This window comes from Cedecea sp. FDAARGOS_727 (assembly GCF_012273235.1).
Taxonomy (GTDB): Bacteria; Pseudomonadota; Gammaproteobacteria; order Enterobacterales; family Enterobacteriaceae; genus Cedecea; species Cedecea davisae.
Genome location: NZ_CP050966.1, coordinates 2180048 through 2204443 on the forward strand (window position 1 = coordinate 2180048; position 24396 = coordinate 2204443).

At 56.2% G+C, this 24396-nt stretch carries 23 protein-coding genes; 16 read left to right on the forward strand and 7 right to left on the reverse strand.

Annotated features, from left to right (window positions below; genetic code table 11):
- Window positions 1-37 precede the first annotated feature (37 nt).
- The 11 genes from rpe (at window position 38) to FOC35_RS10365 (ending at window position 9988) form a co-directional block, all read left to right on the forward strand.
- Complete coding sequence (gene rpe / locus FOC35_RS10315; protein WP_172568862.1) at window positions 38-715, forward strand: ribulose-phosphate 3-epimerase; 678 nt, start codon at window positions 38-40, stop codon at window positions 713-715.
- Window positions 708-1421: a phosphoglycolate phosphatase gene (locus tag FOC35_RS10320; protein WP_172568863.1), complete on the forward strand. Its 714-nt coding sequence runs from the start codon at window positions 708-710 to the stop codon at window positions 1419-1421. The genes rpe and FOC35_RS10320 overlap by 8 nt, the downstream gene beginning before the upstream one ends.
- On the forward strand, window positions 1414-2418 hold the full coding sequence (gene trpS, locus FOC35_RS10325; RefSeq protein WP_016538511.1) for a tryptophan--tRNA ligase: 1005 nt from the start codon (window positions 1414-1416) through the stop codon (window positions 2416-2418). The genes FOC35_RS10320 and trpS overlap by 8 nt, the downstream gene beginning before the upstream one ends.
- Before the next feature lie 136 nt (window positions 2419-2554).
- Window positions 2555-3460, forward strand: a complete 906-nt coding sequence (gene yhfZ, locus FOC35_RS10330; RefSeq protein ID WP_016538510.1) for a GntR family transcriptional regulator YhfZ — start codon at window positions 2555-2557, stop codon at window positions 3458-3460.
- A 14-nt stretch (window positions 3461-3474) separates the two neighbouring features.
- Window positions 3475-3831 (forward strand): PRD domain-containing protein, encoded by a 357-nt coding sequence (locus FOC35_RS10335; RefSeq protein ID WP_172570350.1) that lies wholly within the window; start codon window positions 3475-3477, stop codon window positions 3829-3831.
- A gap of 90 nt (window positions 3832-3921) precedes the next feature.
- Complete coding sequence (locus FOC35_RS10340) at window positions 3922-5094, forward strand: YhfX family PLP-dependent enzyme (RefSeq protein WP_172568864.1); 1173 nt, start codon at window positions 3922-3924, stop codon at window positions 5092-5094.
- Window positions 5087-6331, forward strand: coding sequence for a phosphopentomutase (locus FOC35_RS10345; protein ID WP_172568865.1), 1245 nt, complete (start codon window positions 5087-5089; stop codon window positions 6329-6331). The genes FOC35_RS10340 and FOC35_RS10345 overlap by 8 nt, the downstream gene beginning before the upstream one ends.
- Entirely contained in the window at window positions 6318-7208 is an 891-nt protein-coding gene (locus tag FOC35_RS10350) for a phosphotriesterase-related protein (protein WP_172568866.1), read from the forward strand. Before FOC35_RS10345 ends, FOC35_RS10350 begins: the two co-directional genes overlap by 14 nt.
- Window positions 7209-7217: 9 nt before the next feature.
- Window positions 7218-7571 (forward strand): DUF2620 domain-containing protein, encoded by a 354-nt coding sequence (locus FOC35_RS10355; RefSeq protein WP_016538505.1) that lies wholly within the window; start codon window positions 7218-7220, stop codon window positions 7569-7571.
- Between the two features lie 10 nt (window positions 7572-7581).
- Complete coding sequence (locus tag FOC35_RS10360) at window positions 7582-8886, forward strand: YhfT family protein (protein ID WP_016538504.1); 1305 nt, start codon at window positions 7582-7584, stop codon at window positions 8884-8886.
- Window positions 8887-8896: 10 nt separating this feature from the next.
- On the forward strand, window positions 8897-9988 hold the full coding sequence (locus FOC35_RS10365) for an aminotransferase class V-fold PLP-dependent enzyme (protein WP_172568867.1): 1092 nt from the start codon (window positions 8897-8899) through the stop codon (window positions 9986-9988).
- Window positions 9989-10016: 28 nt separating this feature from the next.
- On the opposite strand, the gene cysG is transcribed toward FOC35_RS10365, so the two are convergent.
- From cysG to nirB, 4 genes are all read right to left on the reverse strand, one after another.
- A complete protein-coding gene (gene cysG / locus FOC35_RS10370; RefSeq protein WP_172568868.1) occupies window positions 10017-11390 on the reverse strand; it encodes a siroheme synthase CysG in 1374 nt (457 codons plus the stop codon).
- 13 nt (window positions 11391-11403) lie between these two features.
- Entirely contained in the window at window positions 11404-12210 is an 807-nt protein-coding gene (gene nirC, locus FOC35_RS10375) for a nitrite transporter NirC (protein ID WP_172568869.1), read from the reverse strand.
- A 226-nt stretch (window positions 12211-12436) separates the two neighbouring features.
- Window positions 12437-12763: a nitrite reductase small subunit NirD gene (nirD, locus tag FOC35_RS10380; protein ID WP_172568870.1), complete on the reverse strand. Its 327-nt coding sequence runs from the start codon at window positions 12761-12763 to the stop codon at window positions 12437-12439.
- Window positions 12760-15309 carry a nitrite reductase large subunit NirB gene (nirB, locus tag FOC35_RS10385; protein WP_039898895.1) on the reverse strand — a complete coding sequence of 850 codons (2550 nt, stop codon included), beginning with the start codon at window positions 15307-15309 and terminating at the stop codon, window positions 12760-12762. Before nirB ends, nirD begins: the two co-directional genes overlap by 4 nt.
- A gap of 227 nt (window positions 15310-15536) precedes the next feature.
- Between nirB and FOC35_RS10390 the strand changes: the two genes are divergently transcribed.
- Window positions 15537-16835 carry a cytosine deaminase gene (locus FOC35_RS10390; RefSeq protein ID WP_172568871.1) on the forward strand — a complete coding sequence of 433 codons (1299 nt, stop codon included), beginning with the start codon at window positions 15537-15539 and terminating at the stop codon, window positions 16833-16835.
- 24 nt (window positions 16836-16859) lie between these two features.
- On the opposite strand, the gene tsgA is transcribed toward FOC35_RS10390, so the two are convergent.
- The gene (gene tsgA, locus FOC35_RS10395; protein ID WP_016538495.1) at window positions 16860-18044 is read right to left on the reverse strand and encodes an MFS transporter TsgA; all 1185 of its coding nucleotides are present in this window, start codon (window positions 18042-18044) and stop codon (window positions 16860-16862) included.
- Between the two features lie 280 nt (window positions 18045-18324).
- On the opposite strand from tsgA, the gene ppiA reads away from it, so the two are divergent.
- The 3 genes from ppiA (at window position 18325) to FOC35_RS10410 (ending at window position 20889) form a co-directional block, all read left to right on the forward strand.
- On the forward strand, window positions 18325-18897 hold the full coding sequence (gene ppiA / locus FOC35_RS10400; RefSeq protein ID WP_016538494.1) for a peptidylprolyl isomerase A: 573 nt from the start codon (window positions 18325-18327) through the stop codon (window positions 18895-18897).
- 118 nt (window positions 18898-19015) lie between these two features.
- On the forward strand, window positions 19016-19579 hold the full coding sequence (locus FOC35_RS10405; protein ID WP_016538493.1) for an aminodeoxychorismate synthase component II: 564 nt from the start codon (window positions 19016-19018) through the stop codon (window positions 19577-19579).
- 89 nt (window positions 19580-19668) lie between these two features.
- Complete coding sequence (locus FOC35_RS10410; protein ID WP_172568872.1) at window positions 19669-20889, forward strand: aspartate aminotransferase family protein; 1221 nt, start codon at window positions 19669-19671, stop codon at window positions 20887-20889.
- Between the two features lie 2 nt (window positions 20890-20891).
- On the opposite strand, the gene FOC35_RS10415 is transcribed toward FOC35_RS10410, so the two are convergent.
- Entirely contained in the window at window positions 20892-22976 is a 2085-nt protein-coding gene (locus FOC35_RS10415) for a YccS/YhfK family putative transporter (protein ID WP_172568873.1), read from the reverse strand.
- 62 nt (window positions 22977-23038) lie between these two features.
- The gene (crp, locus tag FOC35_RS10420) at window positions 23039-23671 is read right to left on the reverse strand and encodes a cAMP-activated global transcriptional regulator CRP (RefSeq protein ID WP_000242758.1); all 633 of its coding nucleotides are present in this window, start codon (window positions 23669-23671) and stop codon (window positions 23039-23041) included.
- A 314-nt stretch (window positions 23672-23985) separates the two neighbouring features.
- Here crp and FOC35_RS10425 point away from each other — a divergent pair, with 314 nt between their 5' ends.
- Entirely contained in the window at window positions 23986-24390 is a 405-nt protein-coding gene (locus FOC35_RS10425) for an OsmC family protein (protein WP_016538489.1), read from the forward strand.
- The last annotated feature ends 6 nt before the right edge of the window (window positions 24391-24396 follow it).

Sequence of the window (24396 nt, forward strand, 5' to 3'; positions counted from 1 at the left end):
CCCGCCGCCGAAAGATGAATGACTCATGGAGAAGCGGATGAAACAGTATTTGATTGCCCCCTCAATCCTCTCTGCCGACTTCGCCCGCCTGGGCGAGGACACGGCTAAAGCGCTGGCCGCAGGTGGCGACGTCGTCCATTTTGACGTCATGGACAACCACTATGTTCCCAACCTGACGATGGGGCCGATGGTGCTCAAAGCGCTGCGCGACTACGGCGTGACCGCCCCTATCGACGTGCATCTGATGGTGAAGCCGGTCGATCGCATCATTCCCGATTTTGCCGCCGCCGGTGCCAGCATTATCACCTTCCATCCGGAAGCCTCCGAGCACGTTGACCGCTCCCTGCAGCTGATTAAAGAACACGGCTGTAAAGCTGGCCTGGTCTTGAACCCGGCGACGTCGCTCTCCTGGCTTGACCACGTTATGGACAAGCTGGATGTTATCCTGCTGATGTCCGTGAACCCGGGCTTTGGCGGTCAGTCGTTTATTCCCCACACGCTTGAAAAGCTGCGTCAGGTGCGCGAGCGTATTGACGCCTCCGGGTATGATATTCGCCTCGAAGTAGACGGCGGCGTGAAGGCCGATAATATCGCCGAAATCGCAGCGGCGGGTGCCGACATGTTCGTTGCCGGCTCTGCTATCTTCGGCCAGCCTGATTATAAAACGGTTATCGACCGCATGCGCTCTGAACTGGCTAAGGTAAGTCATGGATAAGTTTCAAAAAATTCGCGGTATCGCCTTCGACCTTGACGGCACGTTAATCGACACTGCACTTGGCCTGAGCCAGGCGGTGGATCTGGCGCTTTATGCGCTTGAACTGCCGACGGCGGGAGAAGAGCGTGTCGTGACCTGGGTGGGTAACGGCGCGGATGTCATGATGCAAAGGGCGTTGAAGTGGGCGCTGAAAGATAAAGAACCCGATCTCGCTCAGCTGAATATTGCGCGCAAACTGTTTGATCGCTATTACGCCGAAACGGTTGAACAGGGGAGTTTCCTGTTCCCGGGCGTAGCGGATACGCTGGCGGCCCTGAAGCAAAAGGGGCTACCGCTTGGCGTGGTGACCAACAAACCGACGCCGTTTGTGGTGCCGATGCTTGAAGATCTCGGCATTGCGCAGTACTTCCAGGTCATCATCGGCGGCGACGATGTGAAAGAGAAAAAACCGCATCCGGAAGCCCTGTTCAAGGTGATGGAAAACATGGGTCTGGCCGCGGACGAATTGCTTTTTGTTGGCGATTCCCGCAATGATATCCAGGCCGCGCAGGCGGCAGGCTGCCCGAGCGTCGGGCTGACCTGGGGTTATAACTATGGCGAAGCGATTGAACTGAGCAAACCGGACGTTGTGTTTAACCGTTTCGATGAATTACTGCCCGCTTTCGGGCTACCACCATTAGCAAATCAGGAAGCAGAACATGAGTAAGCCCATCGTCTTTAGCGGCGCACAGCCTTCAGGTGAATTAACCATCGGTAACTACATGGGTGCGCTGCGTCAATGGGTGAATATGCAGGATGATTATCACTGCATTTACTGCATCGTTGACCAGCACGCTATCACCGTTCGCCAGAACCCGGCCGCGCTGCGTAAAGCCACGCTGGATACGCTGGCGCTGTATCTTGCCTGCGGTATCGACCCGAAGAAAAGCACCATTTTCGTTCAGTCTCACGTACCGGAGCACGCGCAGCTGAGCTGGGTGCTGAACTGCTACACCTACTTCGGCGAGCTGAGCCGCATGACTCAGTTCAAAGACAAATCCGCACGTTATGAAGAAAACATCAACGCCGGTCTCTTCGACTACCCGGTGCTGATGGCGGCAGATATCCTGCTGTACCAGACCACTCAGGTGCCGGTGGGCGAAGACCAGAAGCAGCATCTGGAGCTGAGCCGCGATGTTGCCAGCCGCTTCAACGCGCTGTACGGCGATATTTTCAAAGTGCCTGAGCCGTTTATTCCTAAGTCCGGCGCGCGCGTAATGTCCCTTCTGGAGCCGACCAAAAAGATGTCCAAGTCGGACGATAACCGCAATAACGTTATCGGCCTGCTGGAAGATCCGAAGTCGGTGGTGAAGAAAATTAAACGTGCGGTAACCGACTCCGAAGAGCCGCCAGTGGTGCGTTATGACGTGAAGGAAAAAGCCGGCGTTTCTAACCTGCTTGATATCCTCTCCGGCGTGACCGGCAAGCCGATTGCCGAGCTGGAAGCCAGCTTCGAAGGTAAAATGTATGGTCACCTGAAAGGCGAAGTGGCGGAAGCCGTATCCGGCATGCTGACCGAGCTTCAGGAGCGCTATCACCGTTATCGTAACGACGAAGCCTTCCTGCAGCAGGTGATGAAAGAGGGTGCTGAGAAAGCCCGCGCTCGCGCCAGCGAGACGCTGAAAAAGGTGTACGAAGCGATAGGTTTCGTCGCCCAGCCATAACTTTTCCCTATGCATAACCCGTCGCCAGGCGGGTTATTTCTTTTTTGTGACCCCATTCTCCTTTTGTCATTTTCCCCTTTGCCATCTATATTCAATTTTATGAAGATATATTCATTCAATAAATTGAAGATAACCAATGAGCCGCAGCTTTATAAAAAAAGAGGGCGTAGCCCAATCCAGTCTGGCCCGTTATTTACTGGGTGAAAAATGTGGTAACCGACTGAAAACCATCGATGAACTGGCGGGTGAGTGCGGTTTCTCCGTTGGCCTGACGCAGGCGGCTTTAAAGACGCTGGAGAAGGCAGGAGCGGTAGCCGTTGAGCGCCGGGGGCGCAACGGTAGTTACCTGATGAGCATGGATAACAAAGCCCTATTAGCGTTCGCCGATATCGGCAATGTAGTGTGTGCTATGCCGCTGCCGTACACCCGGCTTTATGAAGGGCTGGCCAGCGGCCTGAAGGCGCAGTTTGACGGCATTCCGTTTTACTACGCCCATATGCGAGGGTCGGATGTGCGCGTGGAGTGCCTGCTGAACGGCGTTTATGACCTGGCGGTGGTCTCCCGGCTGGCGGCGCAAAGTTACCTCAGCAACCCTGAGATTTTTATCGCGCTGTCCCTCGGGCCACATACCTATGTCGGCGAGCACAAATTGATTTGCCGAACCGGGCAGCAGGATAAGATTCGCCGCATCGGCATTGACCCGCGCTCTGCCGACCAGCGCATCATGACGGGCGTTTATTTTGCCGGGCAGGATGTTGAATTGCTGGATGTTTCTTACCACGAATGCTTGCACCGGATTGCTAAAGGCGACGTGGATGCGGTGATTTGGAACGTCAGCAATGAGTCGAGCCTGGAGGCCCTGGGGCTAACCGCGCTGCCGCTCAGCGGCGATGCCTGTTTCCTTGAGGCTTCAGAGGCGGTGGTGCTGACGCGAAGCGAAGATATCCCTATCCAGCAGTTGCTGAGAACGGTGGTGGATAAGAATGAACTGCTGGCCCATCAGCAAAGCGTGCTGAGCGGCGAACAGGAACCGAGCTATTGACAGAGGTAATCAGTATGGAAGACCGGCTCAACCTGCTATGTGATGCAGGCGTCATCGACCGGGATATTTGCGATGGCATGAAACAGGTGGTGGCGCAGTTGGAAACCCGCTGGGCCATTCCGCTGCAAAATGACCAGGGCACGATGGCCATCACCCATATGGCGAACGCGCTGATGCGCAGCCGTCGTGGAGAAGAGGTTGGCCCGCTGGATCCCGAGCTGCTGGCGGAGATTAAAGCCGACAGCGTGTTTGGCGAAGTTGAACAGGTACACCACGCTTTACTGGTGCCGTTTAGCGTTCAGCTGCACCCGAATGAAGAGGGTTACCTGCTGGCAAACCTGTTCAGCCTGTGGCTGATCCACAAGAGCTAACGGATGTTGTTTGCGGCAGTATCTCTTAATTTAAATATTCAAAAAAATGATTATTTAGGCTGATTTGTTTCCCAGGTCGCGAGGCAAGGCATGTTTATTGAGGCACTCAAGGCACAGAATCCGGCGCTAATTAAGGCGGCTCAGGCCCTCTGGCAGCGGGGCGAAATCCTGCCGGACACTTATGTTATCGACGTCGATAGACTGCTGGATAACGGGCGTAAGCTGCTCGCCGCCGCGCAGCGCCACGGCATCACGCTCTATTTTATGACCAAGCAGATTGGGCGTAACCCGTGGCTTGCCGGGAAACTTATCGAGCTGGGGTTTCACGGGGCGGTGGCGGTGGATTTCAAAGAGGCCAGAACCCTGCGTGACGCCGGGATAGCGGTTTCCCACGTCGGCCATTTAGTACAGGTTCCCGTGGCGCAGGTGGAAGAAAGCGTCAGCGGCTCGACGGAAATTATCACGCTATTCTCGCTCGAAAAAGCACGCGAGGTTTCTGCCGCCGCGCTGGCCTGCGGGCGGGTTCAGCCGGTGATGCTGAAAGTTTTTGCCGAATATGACCGCCTTTATCCAGGCCAGGAAGCGGGGTTCCCGCTAAAAGAGCTGGACGATGTCGTGCGTGAAATCCTTGCGATGCCGGGAATTCGGCTGACCGGCCTGACGCATTTTCCCTGCTTGCTGTGGAACGATGAGCAACAGCAGACGCAGCCGACCCGCAACCTGATGACGCTCTTAAAGGCTCGTGACCTGCTGAAAGAGCGTGGGATTGCGGTTGAGCAGATCAATGCTCCCTCGGCTTCAAGTTGCAGCACGCTGCCGATTCTGGCGCAGTACGGCGTTACCCATGCCGAACCGGGCCATGCGCTGACCGGCACAATTCCGGCTAACCAGCACGGCGACCAGCCTGAAGCTATAGCCATGCTTTATCTGACCGAGGTTTCTCACCAGTTTCAGGGCAAGAGCTACTGCTTCGGCGGCGGCTATTATCGCCGGGGGCACGCCCGGCAAGCGCTGGTGTTTACCGCCCCCGATACGCCGGTTGAAGCACGCCTGCTGCCGATAGACGACACCAGTATTGATTACCATCTGGCGCTCGAAGGTAGCTATCCGGTGGGCAGCCCGGTGGTGATGTGTTTCCGCACCCAGATTTTTGTTACCCGCAGCGACGTAGCGTTGGTTTCCGGCATTCAGAGCGGAAACCCGGTGCTGGAAGCGCTGTACGACAGCCTTGGGCACCCCATTTCGGGAGGGCAGCATGAGTAAGTTTTTGGTTCTGGTGATAGACAGCTTCGGCGTGGGGGCGATGGACGATGTACCTGAAGTCCGCCCCCAGGATGTTGGGGCGAATACCTGCGGGCATATTTTGCAGCACCTCCCGCAATTGCGCCTGCCGACCCTGGAAAAGCTGGGGCTGATCAACGCTCTGGGCTTTGCGGCTAACGTAATGCAGCCAAACGCCGACGCGGTTTATGGCACCGCAGCGCTACAGCATGAAGGCGGCGACACCTTTATGGGGCACCAGGAAATTCTGGGTACGCGCCCGCAAACGCCTCTGCGCATGCCGTTCTCAGAAGTTATCGACCAGGTAGAGCAAGCGCTGCTGGCCGAGGGCTGGCATACGGAACGAAAAGGCGCGGAGCTGCAATTCCTCTGGGTAAACCAGGCGGTGGCCGTTGGCGATAACCTCGAGGCCGATCTCGGGCAGGTTTTTAATATCAGCGCCAATCTTAACGCCGTGCCGTTTGAGCAGGTGCGGGCGATTGGCGAAGTGGTGCGCCGCTGCGTTAAAGTCGGGCGGGTGATTGCCTTTGGCGGCCTGCTTGAGAGCAGCGAACAGTTGATTCAAGCCGCTGAAGAAAAACAGGGCCGTTATATCGGCATTAATGCGCCGCGTTCCGGGGTATATAAAAGCGGGTTCCAGGTCGTGCATATGGGCTATGGCGTTGACGCCAGCGTTCAGGCTCCGCAGCAGCTGCATCAGGTCGGGGTAAAAACGGTATTGGTCGGCAAAGTTGCCGATATCGCGATTAATCCGCATGGCGTCAGCTACCAAAACCTGGTCGACTCGCAGGCGATTCTCGATATCACGCGGGATGAGCTGAATAAGCCCGGTAACGTATTTATTTGCACCAATATCCAGGAAACCGACCTGGCGGGCCATGCCCAGGACGTCGAACGATACGCCGAGCGGCTGGAGCTGGTTGATAAAAATCTGGCTCTGCTGATGGCGGATATGCAGGCCGGAGACTGCCTGGTGGTGATGGCCGACCACGGCAACGACCCGACCATCGGCCACAGCAAACACACGCGTGAAAACGTCCCGCTGCTGGTGTGGCAGCCGGGCATCGTCGGCGCTCATCTTGGGGCACGCGCTACGCTTTCTGATGTAGGCGCGACGGTTTGTGACTTTTTCCGGGCGGCAGCGCCGCAGAACGGCGTTTCGTTCCTGCCGCTGCTGAATCTCTCTTCTGCAAGTGGAGTCAATCATGACGGGGCATAAGCATATCGATCCATCGGGCTATACCTATGCCCATGAGCATCTTCACATCGACCTTTCCAGCTTCAAGGACAACATTGATTGCCGCCTCGATCGGTATGAGCTGATTTGCGGGGAAATGAAGGTGCTTTACCAGCGGGGCGTGCGCAACATCATTGAGATGACTAACCGCTATATGGGGCGTAACCCTCAGTTTATGCTGGATATCATGCGTGATACCGGCATCAATGTGATGGCCTGCACTGGCTACTATCAGCACGACTTCTTCCCGCCGCATGTGGCGACGACGCCGGTAAAGGTGCTGGCTCAGGAGATGATCGACGAAATTGAAATCGGTATCGACGGCACGGAGTTAAAAGCCGGGATTATCGCGGAAATTGGCTCCAGCGTGGATGTCATCACGCCCGTTGAAGCCCGCGTTTTCCAGGCGGCGGCTATTGCTCATCACGAAACAGGCAGACCGATTTCGACCCATACCTCTTTCAGCACCATGGGGCTTGAGCAGCTGGCGCTGCTGAAATCGTGGTGCGTGGATCTTTCCCGCGTCACCGTCGGCCACTGCGACCTGAAAGATAACCTCGACAACATCCTGCGGATGATTGACCAGGGAGCCTACGTTCAGTTCGATACCATCGGAAAAAACAGCTATTACCCGGATGAGAAGCGCATCTGGATGCTGAGCGAGCTAAAGAATCGTGGGCTGCTCGACCATGTCATGCTGTCGATGGATATTACCCGCCGCTCTCATCTGAAAGCCAACGGCGGTCCCGGTTTTGAATATTTGCTTACCACGTTTGTGCCGATGCTGCTGGAGGCCGGTTTCAGCCAGCCAGATATCGATTTGATGTTGCGTGACAACCCCTCTGTCTTCTTTAAGTAAGGATTTTCCATGAAAAAGATCGGTGTCGCTGGCTTACAGCGCGAACTCATCAAACAAACCATCGAAACGGCCGCTCCGGGCTGCTTCGAAGTGTTTATCTATAACGACATGGATGCCGCGCTGAAGGTGAAATCCGGCCAGCTTGATTACTACATTGGCGCCTGCAATACCGGGGCAGGTGCGGCCTTGTCGATTGCCATCGCGGTGATTGGCTATAACCGCAGCTGCACCATTGCCAAGCCCGGCATTAAAGCAAAAGAGGAGCAAATTGCCCGCCTGGTGTCCGAAGGCAAGGTGGCATTTGGCCTCTCCGTCGAACATATCGAGCATGCCATTCCGCTGCTGGTTAACCATTTAAAATAAAGGCATCCGTATGGAATTTTACCTTCACCTTGTAGTTGTTGCCTTGCTCACCGGGATGACGGCGCTGCTGGCGCATCGCTCTGCGGCGGTATTTCACGACGGTATTCGTCCGATCCTGCCGCAGCTGATTGAAGGCAATATGAACCGCCGCGAGGCGGGGAGCATCGCCTTTGGTCTGAGCATCGGCTTTGTGGCTTCGGTGGGTATTTCGTTCACCCTGAAGACCGGGCTGCTGAATAGCTGGCTGCTGTTCCTGCCTACAGATATTCTCGGCGTGTTGGCGGCTAACAGCCTGCTGGCATTCGGGCTTGGGGCCATCTGGGGCGTGCTGATCCTCACCTGCCTGGTGCCGGTTAACCACCTGCTTACCGCGCTGCCGGTGGACGTTCTCGGCTCGCTAGGCGAGCTAAGCTCTCCGGTTGTTTCGGCTTTTGCACTCTTCCCGCTGGTAGCGATTTTTTATCAGTTCGGCTGGAAGAACAGCCTGTTCGCGGCGGTTGTCGTGCTGCTGACCCGCGTGCTGGTGGTGCGTTTCTTCCCGCTGCTTAACCCGGAGTCTATCGAGATTTTCGTCGGCATGATTATGCTGCTGGCTATCGCCATTGTTCAGGATCTGCGTTCTCGCGGCGAGAATGAGCATGACGCTCACGGGCAGTCGGTATTCGAGGAGCGAACCTCCAGGATAATTAAAAATCTGCCATATATCGCCATCGTTGGCGGGCTGATCGCCGCCGTTGCCAGCATGAAGCTGTTCGCCGGTAGCGAGGTGTCTATCTTCACGCTGGAGAAAGCCTACAAAATTGGCCTCGACCCTGCGCAGTCCCAGAGCCTGATAGACCAGGCCGCTTTGGCTGAATTTATGCGCGGGCTGGGCTTTGTGCCGATGATTGCTACCACGGCGCTGGCGACCGGCGTTTATGCGGTGGCGGGCTTCACCTTCGTGTTTGCCGTTGGTTACCTGATTGCTAACCCGCTGATTGCTTTTGTGGTCGGGGCGCTGGTTATCTCCGCCGAGGTGCTGCTGTTGCGCTCCATCGGAAAATGGCTGGGGCGCTATCCTTCGGTGCGTAACGCTTCGGACAATATCCGTAACGCCATGAATATGCTGATGGAAATGGCGCTGCTTATTGGTTCTATTTTTGCGGCCATTAAGATGGCGGGTTATACCGGCTTTACCATCGCGACGGCGCTCTACTTCCTGAACGAGTCGCTGGGGCGTCCGGTGCAGAAAATGGCCGCGCCGGTTGTGGCGGTGATGATAACCGGCATCGTGCTGAATATTCTGTTCTTCTGCGGCCTGTTTATCCCGGCCTGAGGGAGGTAGCGTGAAAAGCTCGCCATTGCAAAGCCTGAGCATGGAGCAGGCCCGGCTAAAACAGTTTCGCCTGGTGGATATTATCTGCCGCCATTTTCCGGGGGAGGATTTCCTTACCCTGGGCGATGTTGGGCTGGCGACCGGCCTTAACCAGCCGCATATGACCCGGCGGGTTGAGGCGGTGCTGGCGGACTTCTTTTCTGCACCGGCTGCCGCGCTAGTGCAGGGGGCTGGAACCGGGGCAATTCGCAGCGGGCTGGCTGCGTTGTTAAAGGCAGGCGATAAGCTGCTGGTGCATGATGCCCCTCTGTATCCTACAACGGCGGTGATTGCTGAACAGATGGGGCTTGAGCTGGTGCGGGCTGATTTTAATGAGCTAAGCGAGGTGGAAAAATCCATCGTTGCGCATCGCCCGGTCGTGGCTTTAGTCCAGCATACCCGTCAGCAACTCGACGATGCTTATCATCTGGCTGAAGTTATCGCCTGTTTTAACCATCACGGTTTGCCGTCGCTTACCGACGATAACTATGCGGTGATGAAGGTCGATAAAATCGGCTGCGAATGCGGAGCCACGCTTTCAACTTTCTCCAGTTTCAAGCTGTTTGGCCCGGCTGGCGTTGGCGTGGTGGTAGGCGAAGCGGGCGCGGTGAAGGCCGTGCGCCACAGCCTGTATTCCGGCGGCAGCCAGGTGCAAGGGTTCCAGGCAATGGAAGTGCTGCGCGGGCTGGTGTTTGCACCCGTGATGCATGCGATTCAGGCTCAGGTTAACGATGAGCTGGTGGCGGCACTGAACGCAGGAGCAATACCGCAGGTGAAGCAGGCGCTTATCGCCAACGCTCAGTCGAAGGTATTGCTGGTTGAGTTTCATCGGCCGATTGCCGAACAGGTATTGGCCGAGGCCCACAAGCTTGGCGCGCTGCCTTACCCGGTTGGGGCCGAGTCTAAATATGAAGTCCCGCCGCTGTTTTATCGCGTTTCCGGCACGTTCCGGCAGTCCGACGCGAGCCTTGAGCAGCGGACTATCCGTATTAACCCGAACCGCAGCGGTGCCGGGACGGTGTTAAGAATCTTACGGGAAAGCTGTGCGGCGGTAGAAAAGTAAAAAGGGGAGGCCGGAGCCTCCCTTTCCATTAGTGATTTGAGAACCAGTTGAGCTTATCGCGCAGGGCAACCACGCGCCCGACGATAATCAGCGCCGGGCTGCCAACCTGGGTCGCCAGCTCGCCGAGCTGGTTCAGACTTCCGCTTACCACACGCTGATTTACCGCAGTACCGTTTTCTACCAGCGCCACTGGCATATTCTCTTCCATACCATGAGCAATCAGCTGCTGCTGAATGGTCGCGGCCTGATTGAGGCCCATATAGAACACCAGCGTCTGTTTTTCCGCAGCCAGGTTGGCCCAGTCCAGTTCGCCGCCGGTTTTTAAATGACCGGTGACCAGGCGCACGCTTTGCGCATAGTCGCGGTGGGTCAGCGGAATGCCCGAGTAAGCGGAGCAGCCCGAGGCTGCGGTAATTCCCGGCACCACGGAGAACGGGATCCCTCCGTTGCACAGGGTTTCCAGCTCTTCGCCGCCGCGCCCGAAGATAAACGGATCGCCGCCTTTCAGGCGCACAACACGTTTGCCTTTTTGCGCTTCGCGCAGCAGGATTTGGTTAATCTCTTCCTGCGGTACGCAGTGGTAGCCCGCTCGTTTGCCGACGAATACGCGATCTGCATCGCGGCGCACCAGATTCATAATGTCGTCAGATACCAGGCGATCGTAAACCACTACGTCGGCCTGCTGGATCTGCTGCAAACCTTTCAGAGTCAGTAAGCCCGCATCGCCAGGCCCGGCACCGACAAGCACGACTTCGCCGCGGTGATCGAGCGGGGTAGAAAACAGCGTTTCCGTCTCTTTCTCAACGGCAAGCTGGTCTTCATTGGCCAGATACTGTGCCAGCCTGTCGTTGGTGAAGAACTTTTCCCAGAAGCGACGGCGCTCGCCCATAGAGGCGAAGGTTTGCTTTACGCGCCCGCGCAGGGTTCCCGCATAAGCGGCAATTTTGCCAAGATGCAGCGGCAGAGTGGCTTCCAGCTTTTCACGCAGCAGGCGGGCCAGCACCGGAGAGGTGCCGCCGGAAGAGACGGCGACCATCAGCGGAGAACGGTCGATTATCGAAGGCATAATGAAGCTTGCCTGCTTTGGAGCATCGACAACGTTGCAGAAGATTCGGCGAGCCTCTGCGGCGTCGCTAACCTGCTGGTTTACAGCATCGTCATCGGTGGCGGCGATGGCCAGCCAGCTCTCGTCCAGCAGACTGGGTGAGAATGCGCCTTCGGCCAGAGTCAGCATGTCCTGTTCGGCCCACGCTTTAAACTGTGGGCTGAACTCAAGGGCGTTAACGGTGATGCGCGCACCTGCCTCCAGCAATAAACGCGCTTTGCGTTCAGCAACGTCGCCACCGCCTACCAGCAGGCAGGCACGGCCACGTAACTGACAAAATATCGGCAGGTGATCCACGGTCAATCCTCAATTAATTACGGGCGGTTTCCGGCGCGCTTACGCGCTCAGGCTGCGGGCGCTCGGCTTTCGGCGTAGCATACCAATAACCCAGACCCATGAATACTATGCCGGAAAGGGTATTCCCCAGCGTGACCCACAGCAGATTGTGGCCGATACCGGACAGGGTATAAGCCTCGCTATGGTTGCCAAACCAGGAGAGAGCAAACAGCGTCATATTGGCGATGGAGTGCTCGTAGCCGGAGGCGATAAACGCCAGCAGGCACCACCAGATGGCAATAAACTTCGCCGCGCCTTCGGTACGGACTGCCATCCAGATAGCCAGGCAAACCAACCAGTTACACAGCGCGCCTTTGAAGAACAACACCATCGCCGGGGCGGTGGTTTTTGCCAGCGCGGCGCTATGAATGAGGCTGGTATCAACCGGCAGCAGGCTTCCGCCGCCCCAGCTGTAGAGCAGGGCAACGAAAACGGAACCCAGCAGGTTACCAAGCCAGGTCTGCGGCAGAATTGCCCACATGCGCCCGTGCGAAATAGTGCCCGCTTTTACGCCGAAGGTAAGGAACATGGTGTGGCCGGTAAACAGCTCTGAACCGGCGATAATTACCAGCGTAAGGGCTATACCGAAGGTGGCACCCATGACCAGCGGCCGCACGGAAGGGTCGAGCAAGTTACCGAGGGTAAATATCAGGATGATGCCGAGGCCGACATAGGCCCCCGCCATGGCGGAACTGACCCAGAAACCGAGAGGATTGCTCTGCGAGAGCCGGTTAATACGCGCGGCATTCGCCGCACACTTATTGATGGTATCGGTGAACATTTTTGTTATCCCAAATGAAGTTAAAAAAGAAAAAGTAAAAATGAATTGCCCTCACCCCAACCCTCTCCCTCGGGAGAGGGGGAAACCGTCGTCGCTATTTTTTCTCGATCGGTTCCCTCTCTCCCGAGGGAGGAATACTGTCGGCACTCTCTCCCTCAGTCCGGGGAAAAATACTAACAGTACCCTCTCCCTCAGGGAGAGGGTAGGGTGAGGGTTGTTTTAAGAATTACGCTTTTACCTGCACCAACCCGTCCTGCACGCGGGCTTCATAGTGCGGTACGGAGCGGCTTTCATCTTCCAGGCAAAGCCCGTCACGCAGGCGAAAGTGTTGTTTTTTCAGCGGGCTGGCAACCCACAGCTCGTCCTGGTGTTCGGCAATCAGCCCGCGTGAAAGCACGCTTGCTTCAAAGAACGGGTCGATATTGCTGATGGCGTACACCTGCTCATCTTTGCGCGGGCGGAAAATCGCAACCTGAGCATTGCCCACCAGGGCGCAAACGCCGGTCGCGGGCAGGATGTCATTTATCTGACAAACGGTTGTCCACTGGCTCATGCGTGTTCCTCCACTTCTACCAGAGTGACCGGGATACGCTCGTATGGCGTAGCCGGACGATGTTGTTCGCGCTCGCTCACCACCTGCACGTTCGGGTCACGCAGCGGGCTGTTGATAAAGTGCTTGAAGCGGACCTGCGCCTGCGGCGTATTTACCGTTTCGGTCCACTCGCAAATGACTTTCTCACGCAGGCGGGCCAGTTCGGCTTCCAGATGCTCATTGAGGCCAAGCTTGTCGTCGATGATAACGCTGCGCAGGTAGTCGATGCCGCCTTCAAGGTTTTCCAGCCAGACGGAGGTACGGGTGAGTTTGTCCGCGGTGCGGATGTAGAACATCATAAAGCGGTCGAGATACTTGATGATGGTTTCGCGGTCGAGGTCGGCTGCCAGCAGGTCCGCATGGCGTGGTTTCATGCCGCCGTTACCGCAAACATACAGGTTCCAGCCTTTCTCGGTGGCGATAATACCGACGTCTTTGCCCTGGGCTTCCGCACATTCGCGGGTACAGCCGGAAACGCCAAACTTCATTTTGTGCGGAGTACGAATGCCTTTGTAGCGGTTTTCCAGCTCGACGCCGAAGCCCACGCTATCACCCACGCCATAGCGGCACCAGGTGCTGCCCACGCAGGTTTTCGCCATGCGTAGCGCTTTTGCGTAGGCGTGGCCGGTTTCAAAGCCAGCTTCAATCAGCTGACGCCAGATTTCCGGCAGATCGTCTTTTTGCGCGCCGAACAGGCCGATGCGCTGAGAGCCGGTTATTTTGGTGTAGAGGTTATATTCGCGGGCGATACGGCCCACTTCCATCAGCCCTTCAGGGGTAATTTCGCCGCCTGCGGAGCGCGGGATGACCGAGTAGGTGCCGTCTTTCTGAATGTTGCCGAGGAAGTTGTCGTTGGTGTCCTGTAGCGGGGTCAGCTCCGGCTCCAGCACATACTCATTCCAGCAGGAAGCCAGCAGCGAGCCAACGGTTGGTTTGCAAACTTCACACCCGTAGCCCTTGCCGTACTTCTCAAGCAACTGGTCGAAGGATTTGATGCCTTCAACGCGGATCAGGTGATACAGCTCCTGGCGTGAGAAAGCAAAGTGTTCGCAAAGGTTGTTGTTAACTTCGATCCCGGCTTTAGCAAGCTCGGCGTTCAGCACCTGAGTGACCAGCGGGATACAGCCGCCGCAGCCCGTACCGGCTTTGGTTTCCGCTTTCAGCGCCGCAACGGTATGGCAACCTTTATTGATAGCTTTGATCAAGTCGCCTTTGGTGACGTCAAAACATGAGCAGATTTGCGCGCTTTCCGGCAGTTTGTCGACGCCGATAGAAGGCTTGCCGCCGCTGGCGTGGGCCGGGAGGATCAGCGAGTCCGGATTTTCCGGCAGCTCAATGGCGTTTAGCACCAGTTGCAGCAGGTTGCCGTAGTCGCTGGTATCGCCAACCAGCACCGCGCCGAGCAGGGTTTTGTTGTCTTCGCTTACGATCAGGCGTTTGTAGATTTCTTTGCTTTCGTCCAGATAGACATAGCTGCGTGCGTTTGGCGTGCGGCCGTGCGCGTCGCCAATGCCGCCGACGTCAACGCCGAGCAGCTTCAGCTTGGCGCTCATATCCGCGCCTTCGAAGGCATTTGCGGTGCCGAGCAGATGGTCCGCGGTGACCTGCGCCATTTTGTAGCCGGGGGCGACGAGACCGAAAACGCGGTTTTGCCAGCTGGCGCACTCGCCGATGGCGTAAATATCCGGGTCCGAGGTCTGGCAGCTGTCGTTAATCACGATACCGCCGCGCTGGGCGGTTTCAAGCCCGCACTGGGTCGCGAGCTTGTCCTGAGGACGAATACCGGTAGAGAACACGATAAAGTCGACTTCAAGATCGCTGCCGTCGGCAAAGCGCATGGTTTTACGCGCTTCGTTACCCTGCTGCACGATTTCCTGGGTGTTTTTGCCGGTATGTACGCGAACGCCCATACGTTCGATTTTGCTGCGCAGCTGCTCGCCGCCCATGCGGTCAAGCTGTTCGGCCATCAGCATTGGGGCAAATTCGATAACGTGGGTTTCCACGCCGAGGTTTTTCAGCGCGCCTGCGGCTTCCAGGCCCAGCAGGCCGCCGCCGACTACCGCGCCGCGTTTACTGCGGCGTGCGCAGGACTCGATAGCGTTAAGATCTTCGATGGTGCGGTAAACGAAACAGTCCTGGGTTTCAGAACCTTTAATCGGCGGGATCCACGGATAGGAGCCGGTCGCCATGACCAGCTTGTCGTAATACACCGTGCGGCCGGTATTGGAGTGGATAACCTTTTCCTGGCGGTTGATGGTAATGGCGCGTTCGCCAACCAGCACTTTCACGCCGTGTTTTTCGTAATAGCCGTCGCGGACCAGCGAGAGTTCTTCAGCAGTATGATGGGAGAAATAAGACGAGAGGTGCACGCGATCGTAGGCTTTGCGTGGCTCTTCACAAAATACGGTGATATCGAACTGGTCGGGCTGGGCTTTATCAAGTAAGTCTTCGATAAAGCGATGGCCAACCATGCCGTTACCGATAACTGCGATTCTGACTTTGCTCATAATTGCCTCAATTTCTTTTTTATTACCGCCTACCTTAACGATTCAGCTACGGTGATTATTGATGCAAATCAAATACGCCTTTATATACCCCTTAATGGGTATATGGTTGATTTTGATGGGGTTTTGTAAGTTATGGAATTGGCTGGTTTTTCGCCAGATAAAGCAAGATGCCGCCGTTAAGCGGTGTATGCTATGAAGCAAACTGCGACACGAAGAAGAGAGGACTTATGGAGACGATGGCGCTACAGGTGATTCAGAATGTGCGGCTGGCCGGGCGAGAAGGATTATGGCAGTTGTCGATTGCCGACGGAAAATTTCAGGGCATCACGCCGATGGGCGATGCCCTGCCAGAAGGCGGGCAGGTTCTGGACGGTAACGGCGGGTTAGCCATTGCCCCTTTCGTCGAGCCGCATATTCACCTCGATACCACACAAACTGCCGGGCAGCCGAGCTGGAACCAGTCCGGCACTTTATTCGAAGGTATCGAGCGCTGGGCGGAACGCAAGGCTCTGCTTAGCCATGAGGATGTAAAAAACCGGGCGTGGCAAACGCTGAAGTGGCAGATTGCCAACGGCATCCAGTATGTGCGTACCCATGTGGACGTTTCTGACCCGACGCTGACCGCCCTGAAAGCAATGCTTGAGGTGAAGCAGGAAGTGGCTCCCTGGGTTGAATTGCAGCTGGTGGCGTTCCCGCAGGAGGGCATTCTCTCTTATCCGAACGGTGAAGCTCTGCTGGAAGAAGCGCTGCAACTTGGTGCCGACGTTGTGGGCGCTATCCCGCATTTCGAGTTCACCCGCGAATATGGCGTTGAGTCGCTGCATAAAGCCTTTGCCCTGGCGCAAAAATACAATCGTCGGCTGGATATTCACTGCGATGAAATTGATGACGAACAGTCGCGCTTTGTAGAAACGGTCGCCGCTCTTGCCCATCGTGACGGCATTGGTGCGCGTGTCACCGCCAGCCACACCACGGCAATGCACTCCTACAACGGGGCCTATACTTCACGATTGTTCCGCCTGCTGAAGCTTTCCGGGATTAACTTTGTCGCTAACCCGCTGGTCAACATTCATTTGCAGGGGCGCTTTGATGACTACCCTAAACGCCGGGGCGTAACGCGGGTGAAGGAGATGCTGGGCGCGGGCATCAACGTGTGCTTTGGTCATGACGATGTCTTCGACCCGTGGTATCCGCTGGGAACCGCCAATATGTTGCAGGTTCTTCATATGGGGCTGCACGTTTGCCAACTGATGGGTTACCGACAGATTGATGAGGGACTAAAGCTGATTACCGATAACAGCGCCCGAACCTTTGGCGTGGAGGACTACGGTATTACTGAGGGCAACACGGCGAATCTGGTGATCCTGCCTGCTGAAAACGGGTTTGATGCGGTGCGCCGTCAGGTGCCGGTGCGCTGGTCGATTCGTGCCGGGCGGATAATTGCGACTACGCAGCCTGCTCAAACGAAGATAATGCTGGGTGATAAAGCAGAAGAAATTCGGTTTGCAGGACCCTCTCCCCGCTAAGGGAGAGGGGGAACAGCAAGACGATTAGTGCGCGGCAGCCTCAGCGCCATGGCGACGGTGTTTGGTCACGAAACCAAGCACCAGACACATGACGAAGACAACAGCGTACAGGCCGTTAGCGGTATGCAGAGCGGCCAGAGGGCCGCTGTGGGCAACGATTGGGCCAGTGACGATAAAGGTCAGCATGGTGCCCACGGTGCCGCAGGTCAGCACAAAGTTAACCAGTTTCGGCGAAGAAACTTTGGTCTGCTGTGAGCCCAGGGTAATGATGGTGGTATAAATCGCGCTGGAGAAGAAGCCAAGCGCCAGAATAAACCAGGCCAGATGAGCCGGGTCACCGTGGTTGAACAGGTACATCAGCACGGTAGCCGCACCCGCCAGAACCGTCAGGATGCGCTGCAAGTCGAAGAAGCGCAGGATGAAGCTGAAGGCCCACATGCCGAACATGTAAGACATCCAGAAGTCGCTTACCAGTTTACCGGCGTCGTTGATGCTCATGCCCAGGCCTTTGGCGTATTCCGGTACCCAGGAGATAAAGCCCAGCTGGCCCAGGATGTAGCAGAGTGCGGCGATGGACAGGAACAGAACGCCGATGCCCCACTTCTCTTTGGTAACCTGGGTGTTTTCCTGTTTTGCATGTTTGCCGAGCGCCGGGAATTCGCAGCCCAGGGTCAGCAGGAAGATGGCAACGTACACCAGGCCGATGCAGACGTAGACCCAGTACCAGTTGATGCTGCGGGCCAGCAGGATAGCGGCAACCATCGGGAAGATCATCCCGGCCATGCTGAAGAAGGAGTCGGTAAACAGCAGGCGTGAACCGCGCTGGCGCCCTTCATACATGTGGGTTATCAGGAACGTACCGATGGACATGGTAATCCCGCTTACCAGGCCCAGTACGAACATAGAGGCCGAGAAGATAGCGAGGTTATGACCAAAGATAAGGCCTGCAACCGCCAGCACCATCAGCAGGAAGCCGAAGCGCAGCTGGGTTTTTAGCGGAACGATTTCCATCAGCCAGGCGTTCAGGAAGATGGAGATAAGGATCCCGGCGTTCAAAAAGGTGAAGGTGTTACTCATGCTGGATACTGGCAGATTGAAGTACTCTGCGATATTCCCCATCACCATGCCGGTGACAATTACCAACGCACCGGTCAGGGCGTAGGAGAAGAAGCTAATCCATAAAAGCTTGGTTCGGTTGCTGTTAGTCATAACGAGCCTGTGCAAGGAAGTGTAAAGCGCATTGACAGCGCGGCGGACGGGCAGATTTTAGTCATTTGCGTGATCTATTTAAATGAATTATGAATTTATTACAGAAATAAACTGATCGATTCATGAAGTGCGTCACATATTTCAATCTGTTTCAGCCCCGGAGCGCTGCAACTTGTTGATTTGCGTAAAAGTAAAAAACCGTAAATGGCTGGCGTCAATAGCGGCGCCTCTTTACAATCAAGCCACTTGCTTCACTCACTGCCTTCGTAAGGAATTGTTCATGCTCAAATCAACACTGGCGGCCGTTGCAGCTGTATTCGCCCTCTCCGCGCTTTCCCCTGCCGCGCTGGCTGCAAAAGGCGACCCGCACGTTCTGTTGACCACCTCGGCTGGCAATATTGAGCTTGAGTTAAATAGCCAAAAAGCACCTGTTTCGGTGAAAAACTTCGTTGACTATGTCAACAGCGGTTTTTATAACAACACCATCTTCCACCGCGTTATCCCGGGCTTTATGGTTCAGGGCGGCGGTTTCACTGAAGATATGAATCAGAAGCAGCCTAACCCGCCTATCAAAAATGAAGCGGACAACGGCCTGCGCAACACCCGCGGCACTATTTCTATGGCGCGTACCGCAGACAAAGACAGCGCGACCAGCCAGTTCTTCCTCAACGTTGCCGATAACGCCTTCCTCGATCACGGCCAGCGTGACTTTGGTTATGCCGTATTCGGTAAAATCGTGAAGGGCATGGACGTTGCCGATAAGATTTCCCAGGCGCCGACTCACGATGTTGGCCCGTACCAGAATGTTCCGTCCAAACCTATCGTCATTCTGTCCGCGAAAGTTCTGCCATAAGAATCCGGCGCGGGCTTTCAACCCGCGCCACCCTTCGTTTTAGCATCCGAGATTTTTGTGAGCTTCGTGCCGGAAAGCGTCTAGAATAGCGCGGTTATTTTTTTGCACCGGAGCCGCCATGTTACTGCTTATCGACAACTATGATTCCTTCACCTGGAACCTGTACCAGTATTTTTGCGAGCTGGGTGCGGAAGTGGTGGTTAAGCGTAACGACGAAATAAGCCTGGCGGACATCGAGCAACTGGCCCCGGAAAAGCTGGTCATCTCCCCCGGCCCCTGCACGCCAAATGAAGCCGGTATTTCGCTGGCGGCGATCAACCATTTCGCCGGGAAGCTGCCCATCCTGGGGGTTTGCCTGGGTCATCAGGCTATTGCTCAGGCCTTTGGGGCGACTATCGTTCGCGCAGAACAGGTGATGCACGGTAAAACCTCGGCGATTACTCATAGCGGCAGCGGCGTATTTCGCGGGCTGAACAATCCCCTGACCGTGACCCGCTACCACTCGCTGCTGATTGCCCCCGAAACCCTGCCCGACTGCTTTGAGATTACCGCGTGGACGGATAAGCAGGAAATTATGGGGATCCGTCATCGCTCTCTGGCGCTGGAGGGCGTGCAGTTCCACCCGGAAAGTATTCTCAGCGAACAGGGACATGCGCTGCTGGCGAATTTCCTCAACGGGTAAATTACTGCTTGCCTGGTTTTGGTTTTTTATGCATATTTCGTGATTATATTTTCATTCATGATTGACGCATAAAAACGGGTGGGGAATAAATGGCAACTGAAAAATCAGCGGTAACGCGGGCTACCTTCGATGAAGTGATTCTGCCGATTTATGCACCAGCAGAGTTTATTCCCGTGAAAGGGAAGGGCAGCCGCGTGTGGGACAGCGCGGGCAAAGAGTACGTTGATTTTGCCGGCGGCATCGCCGTTATCGCATTAGGCCACTGCCACCCGGCGCTGGTGGATGCCCTGAAAACCCAGGGCGAAACGCTGTGGCACACCAGCAACGTATTTACCAATGAACCCGCCCTGAAACTCGCCCGTAAGCTGATTGACGCCACTTTCGCCGAGCGCGTGGTGTTTATGAACTCCGGGACGGAAGCTAACGAAACGGCGTTCAAGCTGGCACGTTACTACGCCTCCACCCGCCATAGCCCGTACAAAAGCAAAATCATCGCCTTCTATAACGCCTTCCATGGCCGCTCGTTGTTTACCGTGTCGGTTGGCGGTCAGGCGAAGTATTCCGATGGTTTTGGCCCGAAACCGGCCGATATTATCCACGTCCCTTATAACGATCTCGCTGCGGTGAAAGCGGTCATCGACGATCATACCTGCGCGATAGTGGTTGAGCCTATTCAGGGCGAAGGCGGCGTAACGGCGGCCACGCCTGAGTTTCTGAAGGGGCTGCGCGAGCTTTGCGATGAGCACCAGGCGCTGCTGGTGTTTGACGAGGTGCAGTCCGGCATGGGCCGCACCGGGGAGCTGTTTGCCTACATCAACTACGGCGTGACGCCGGATATTCTTACCAGCGCCAAGGCGCTCGGCGGCGGATTCCCGGTGAGCGCGATGCTCACGACCAACGATATTGCCTCGGCGTTCCACGTTGGCAGCCACGGTTCAACCTACGGCGGCAATCCGCTGGCCTGTGCGGTGGCCGGTGCGGCATTCGACATCATCAATACGCCAGAAGTTCTGCAAGGCGTGGCGGTGAAGCGCCAACTGTTCGTTGAACAGTTGCAGAAGATTAACGACCAGTTCGATCTGTTTAGCGATATTCGCGGCATGGGGCTGTTGATTGGCGCAGAGCTGAACGAGAAGTACAAGGGACGTGCCCGTGAGTTTCTCTATGCGGGAGCGGCTGAAGGCGTGATGGTGCTAAATGCCGGCCCGGACGTCATGCGCTTCGCACCGTCACTGATTGTTGAAGAGGCGGATATCGAAGAAGGCATGCAGCGCTTTGCCAAAGCCGTTGCCCGGGTTGTGGCAGGCTAAGTTTAACCCGAGCGCCGCAGGCGGCGACTCAGCCAAATCCCGTGATGAGGCCGCTGACGCCAGGCAACCGACGAAATGGTATGCATGGTGTTAAGGTGGCCCAGAATCCGCTGTAAATGCTGCTCCATGGTGCTTAACGGCCCCGTGGGCAGCGTGTCCGAGTCCAGAATATTGGCATCGTTCGAACTCCCCGGCCCGTCATATTCCAGCCTTTGCTGGCAGCGCTGAAGCGCTATTTCACAGGATTGCAGATATTTCTGCGCCAGGTCCGGCGTCAGCATGTTGTGCTCGCGCGCCAGGGTGGTCATGGCGTTGATATGCTCGACGATAAACTGGCTGTGCGTCACCCAAAGCTTCATATCCGCCAGATAATGAGAATTGAACCCCGGCTCCTGCATCGCCTGGTTGAGCGAGTTAAACAGCGCGTTGTGTGCCTGGTTTACCCGCATACGCTGCCAGGCAAGCGGGGTTGGCTCCGGGTCATTACTCAGGATCAGGCGAATCGCGTCCTGGTCGGTTTCCAGCGCGTCGTGAGCGTTCTGGCGCAGCAGGCCGGTTTGCCACTGCGGCCAGAGCCAGACCATGCCGCCGAAGGCTATCAGGCAGCCGAGCAGGGTGTCTATCAGCCTTGGAATGATGTAGCTCTCGGCGCTCAGCGTAATCAGCTGGAGGGTGTATACCGCCGTGACGGTGAAGCCGATGGTCGCCCAGCCGTAGCTTTTGCGGATAAACAGGTAACTCACCAGGGTAATCGCCAGCATTGCCAGCAGCGTGTAGCTGTCCGGGACGTGGAAGTGCAGGGTTATCCCGGCGATACACAGGCCCGCCATGGTGCCTGCCGCCCTGTGGACGATGCGTACCCGCGTTGCGCCGTAGCCGTTTTGGGTGACGAACATGACCGTCATCAGGATCCAGTAGGGCTTTGGCAGATGTAAAAACGAGCCGAGCAGGCTGGCGATAGTCAGCATCACGCCGAGGCGGGCGGAGCTGCGCAGCGCGGAGGATTTGAACGAGAGGTAATTCCTGAGCGCCGGGAAGAACGGCAGGCGGCGCTCCCTGTCCTCCATTAAATCCCGGACGTAGAGCGGGCGCTGGGTTTTCAGCACCCGGGCAATGCGGCTGAAGTGATAGTGGCAAAACTGCCCGACCGGGTTATCAGGGTTCTGGCGCGCAATCTTTTCCAGGGCGTCTATCTGTTTTTCCATGGTGAAGCGCGTGGGATAGCGGTGATAAAGGATGTCATCCGCCAGTACCCGCAGGCGGGCGGCAATAGTTTGCGCATTCCAGCGAATAACGGCCTCGGCGTGGCTTTGCTCCACCAGCTTTTGAACCTCCTCCGGTTGATGCAGGCTAACCGAAATATGCTCCTGTAAATCGAGCGCGACCTGAAAGGCACGCAGCAGCCGCTTATAGCCGTTCTGCTGATTGGCCGACAGCATGTGGAGCTGCTGGTAGCAGGTGGTTATCAGATCCACGGCTTTTTGCTGGCGAACCAGCAAAGGCGGCAGCGCCTTTTCCGGATCGGTGTGCTGGGTCAGCATGCTGTATTTCGCCTCGCAGTAATCCGCTAACTGCCGGTAGAGCAGGCTCAGCGACTCCCGCAGCGGCTGCTCGCGCCACATCCTGAACCAGAACCAGTTGAATGCGCCGTACCAGATGGTGCCGGAGATATACAGCAACATCGGCTTCCAGATGGGCATATTTCCGGCCATGCTAAGCGTGAAGATGGCGGCAATCAGCGAGGCGGGCAGCAGGCGGGCGTGCAGCGAACTTATCTCCGCCGTTACGCCCAGCAGCAGGGCCATGACGATGAGTATCGCCGGCAGCGGTACGCTGGTGTAGAGCAGCAGAAGCTGCATTATCAGGCTGCTGACGGCAAACAGGCTACCGCCGATAATCAGGCGTTTAAAGAAGCGTTTGTGGGGGGTGTCCAGCCCGGCGATGTTACAGCAGGCGGGAACTAATGAGAACAGCAGGCCGTTTTGCAGGCTGCCGAGTACCAGACCGACGGCGACGGGAAGGCACAGCACCAGCGTTTGCCGCAGGGCGTAGTTAACCTCGGGATGGTAAATTAATCTTTTCCACATAGCCTGAATTGTAGAGACAGAAAAGGCGTGTTACCGAAGCGACACGCCTTTTTTAGCACTGATTAACGAGTGCCGTAGACGACAATCGTTTTCCCGTGTGCGGAGATGAGGTTTTGATCTTCCAGCATTTTCAGAATACGGCCAACGGTTTCGCGGGAGCAGCCCACGATCTGGCCAATTTCCTGACGGGTGATTTTGATCTGCATACCGTCCGGGTGGGTCATCGCGTCCGGCTGTTTAGCCAGGTTGAGCAGCGTCTGTGCGATACGGCCGGTTACGTCGAGGAATGCGAGGTTGCCGACTTTCTCGGAAGTTACCTGCAGACGGCGAGCCATCTGGGATGAGAGACGCATCAGGATATCCGGGTTAACCTGAATCAGCTGACGGAATTTTTTATAAGAAATTTCAGCTACTTCGCAGGCTGTTTTGGCGCGAACCCAGGCGCTACGCTCCTGACCTTCTTCGAACAGCCCTAATTCACCAATGAAATCACCCTGATTCAGATAAGAAAGGATCATCTCCTTGCCTTCTTCATCTTTAATCAGAACAGCTACGGAGCCCTTGACGATGTAGTACAGCGTCTCCGCCTTTTCACCCTGGTGAATCAGCGTGCTCTTCGACGGATACTTATGAATGTGGCAATGAGACAAGAACCATTCGAGAGTCGGGTCTGTTTGCGGTTTGCCAAGCACCATGCGCGGTTATCCTCTGTTGTAAACTGGCTACCAAAGACAAGACTCGGAACCTCTTGTCTGGCGTTGCAATCGTGAAATTTTCCCAAGCCCTGGGAGCTGGCGAGCAGGTCAATCCTGCGGCCTGTAATTAGTCGTTTCCTCTGCTTACGTGCATCAACGTCTCTGTCCCGCAGCAGCATCCGGATTGTTTTAGCATAGCTTTTGGTAAGTGTCTTGTATTGTCTCGTTTCAGCATGACCTGGATCGCCTTACGTTGCCAGTTTTGGCCCAGGCGCGTAATCTGAAAGAAATTTTTCTCAACTGGGAGTACGCAAATGCAGGCACGAGTTAAATGGGTGGAAGGCATGACCTTCCTCGGTGAATCCGCTTCCGGCCACCAGGTTTTGATGGACGGTAACTCCGGAGATAAAGCACCAAGCCCGATGGAAATGCTGCTGATGGCCGCCGGGGGCTGTAGCTCGATTGACGTGGTTTCTATTTTGCAAAAAGGCCGCCACGCGGTGACCGACTGCGAAGTGAAGCTGACGTCCGAGCGCCGTGAAGAAGCGCCGCGCCTGTTCACGCATATCAACCTGCACTTTGTGGTTACCGGCAAAGACCTGAAAGACAGCGCGGTCGCTCGAGCCGTCGAGCTGACGGCACAGAAATACTGCTCGGTCACGCTGATGCTGGAGAAAGCGGCTGAGATAAGCCACAGCTATGAAGTGATCGAAGGGTAATATTCG

Coding starts and splice junctions, on each gene's coding strand:
- tsgA (WP_016538495.1), bottom strand. CDS start 18,044: ATGACTAACAGCAACCGAACCAAGCTTTTATGGATTAGCTTCTTCTCC.
- rpe (WP_172568862.1), top strand. CDS start 38: ATGAAACAGTATTTGATTGCCCCCTCAATCCTCTCTGCCGACTTCGCC.
- nirC (WP_172568869.1), bottom strand. CDS start 12,210: ATGTTCACCGATACCATCAATAAGTGTGCGGCGAATGCCGCGCGTATT.
- crp (WP_000242758.1), bottom strand. CDS start 23,671: ATGGTGCTTGGCAAACCGCAAACAGACCCGACTCTCGAATGGTTCTTG.
- FOC35_RS10360 (WP_016538504.1), top strand. CDS start 7,582: ATGGAATTTTACCTTCACCTTGTAGTTGTTGCCTTGCTCACCGGGATG.
- trpS (WP_016538511.1), top strand. CDS start 1,414: ATGAGTAAGCCCATCGTCTTTAGCGGCGCACAGCCTTCAGGTGAATTA.
- FOC35_RS10335 (WP_172570350.1), top strand. CDS start 3,475: ATGGAAGACCGGCTCAACCTGCTATGTGATGCAGGCGTCATCGACCGG.
- yhfZ (WP_016538510.1), top strand. CDS start 2,555: ATGAGCCGCAGCTTTATAAAAAAAGAGGGCGTAGCCCAATCCAGTCTG.
- ppiA (WP_016538494.1), top strand. CDS start 18,325: ATGCTCAAATCAACACTGGCGGCCGTTGCAGCTGTATTCGCCCTCTCC.
- FOC35_RS10405 (WP_016538493.1), top strand. CDS start 19,016: ATGTTACTGCTTATCGACAACTATGATTCCTTCACCTGGAACCTGTAC.
- FOC35_RS10415 (WP_172568873.1), bottom strand. CDS start 22,976: ATGTGGAAAAGATTAATTTACCATCCCGAGGTTAACTACGCCCTGCGG.
- FOC35_RS10355 (WP_016538505.1), top strand. CDS start 7,218: ATGAAAAAGATCGGTGTCGCTGGCTTACAGCGCGAACTCATCAAACAA.
- FOC35_RS10320 (WP_172568863.1), top strand. CDS start 708: ATGGATAAGTTTCAAAAAATTCGCGGTATCGCCTTCGACCTTGACGGC.
- FOC35_RS10340 (WP_172568864.1), top strand. CDS start 3,922: ATGTTTATTGAGGCACTCAAGGCACAGAATCCGGCGCTAATTAAGGCG.
- FOC35_RS10410 (WP_172568872.1), top strand. CDS start 19,669: ATGGCAACTGAAAAATCAGCGGTAACGCGGGCTACCTTCGATGAAGTG.
- nirD (WP_172568870.1), bottom strand. CDS start 12,763: ATGAGCCAGTGGACAACCGTTTGTCAGATAAATGACATCCTGCCCGCG.
- nirB (WP_039898895.1), bottom strand. CDS start 15,309: ATGAGCAAAGTCAGAATCGCAGTTATCGGTAACGGCATGGTTGGCCAT.
- FOC35_RS10345 (WP_172568865.1), top strand. CDS start 5,087: ATGAGTAAGTTTTTGGTTCTGGTGATAGACAGCTTCGGCGTGGGGGCG.
- FOC35_RS10390 (WP_172568871.1), top strand. CDS start 15,537: ATGGAGACGATGGCGCTACAGGTGATTCAGAATGTGCGGCTGGCCGGG.
- FOC35_RS10350 (WP_172568866.1), top strand. CDS start 6,318: ATGACGGGGCATAAGCATATCGATCCATCGGGCTATACCTATGCCCAT.
- FOC35_RS10425 (WP_016538489.1), top strand. CDS start 23,986: ATGCAGGCACGAGTTAAATGGGTGGAAGGCATGACCTTCCTCGGTGAA.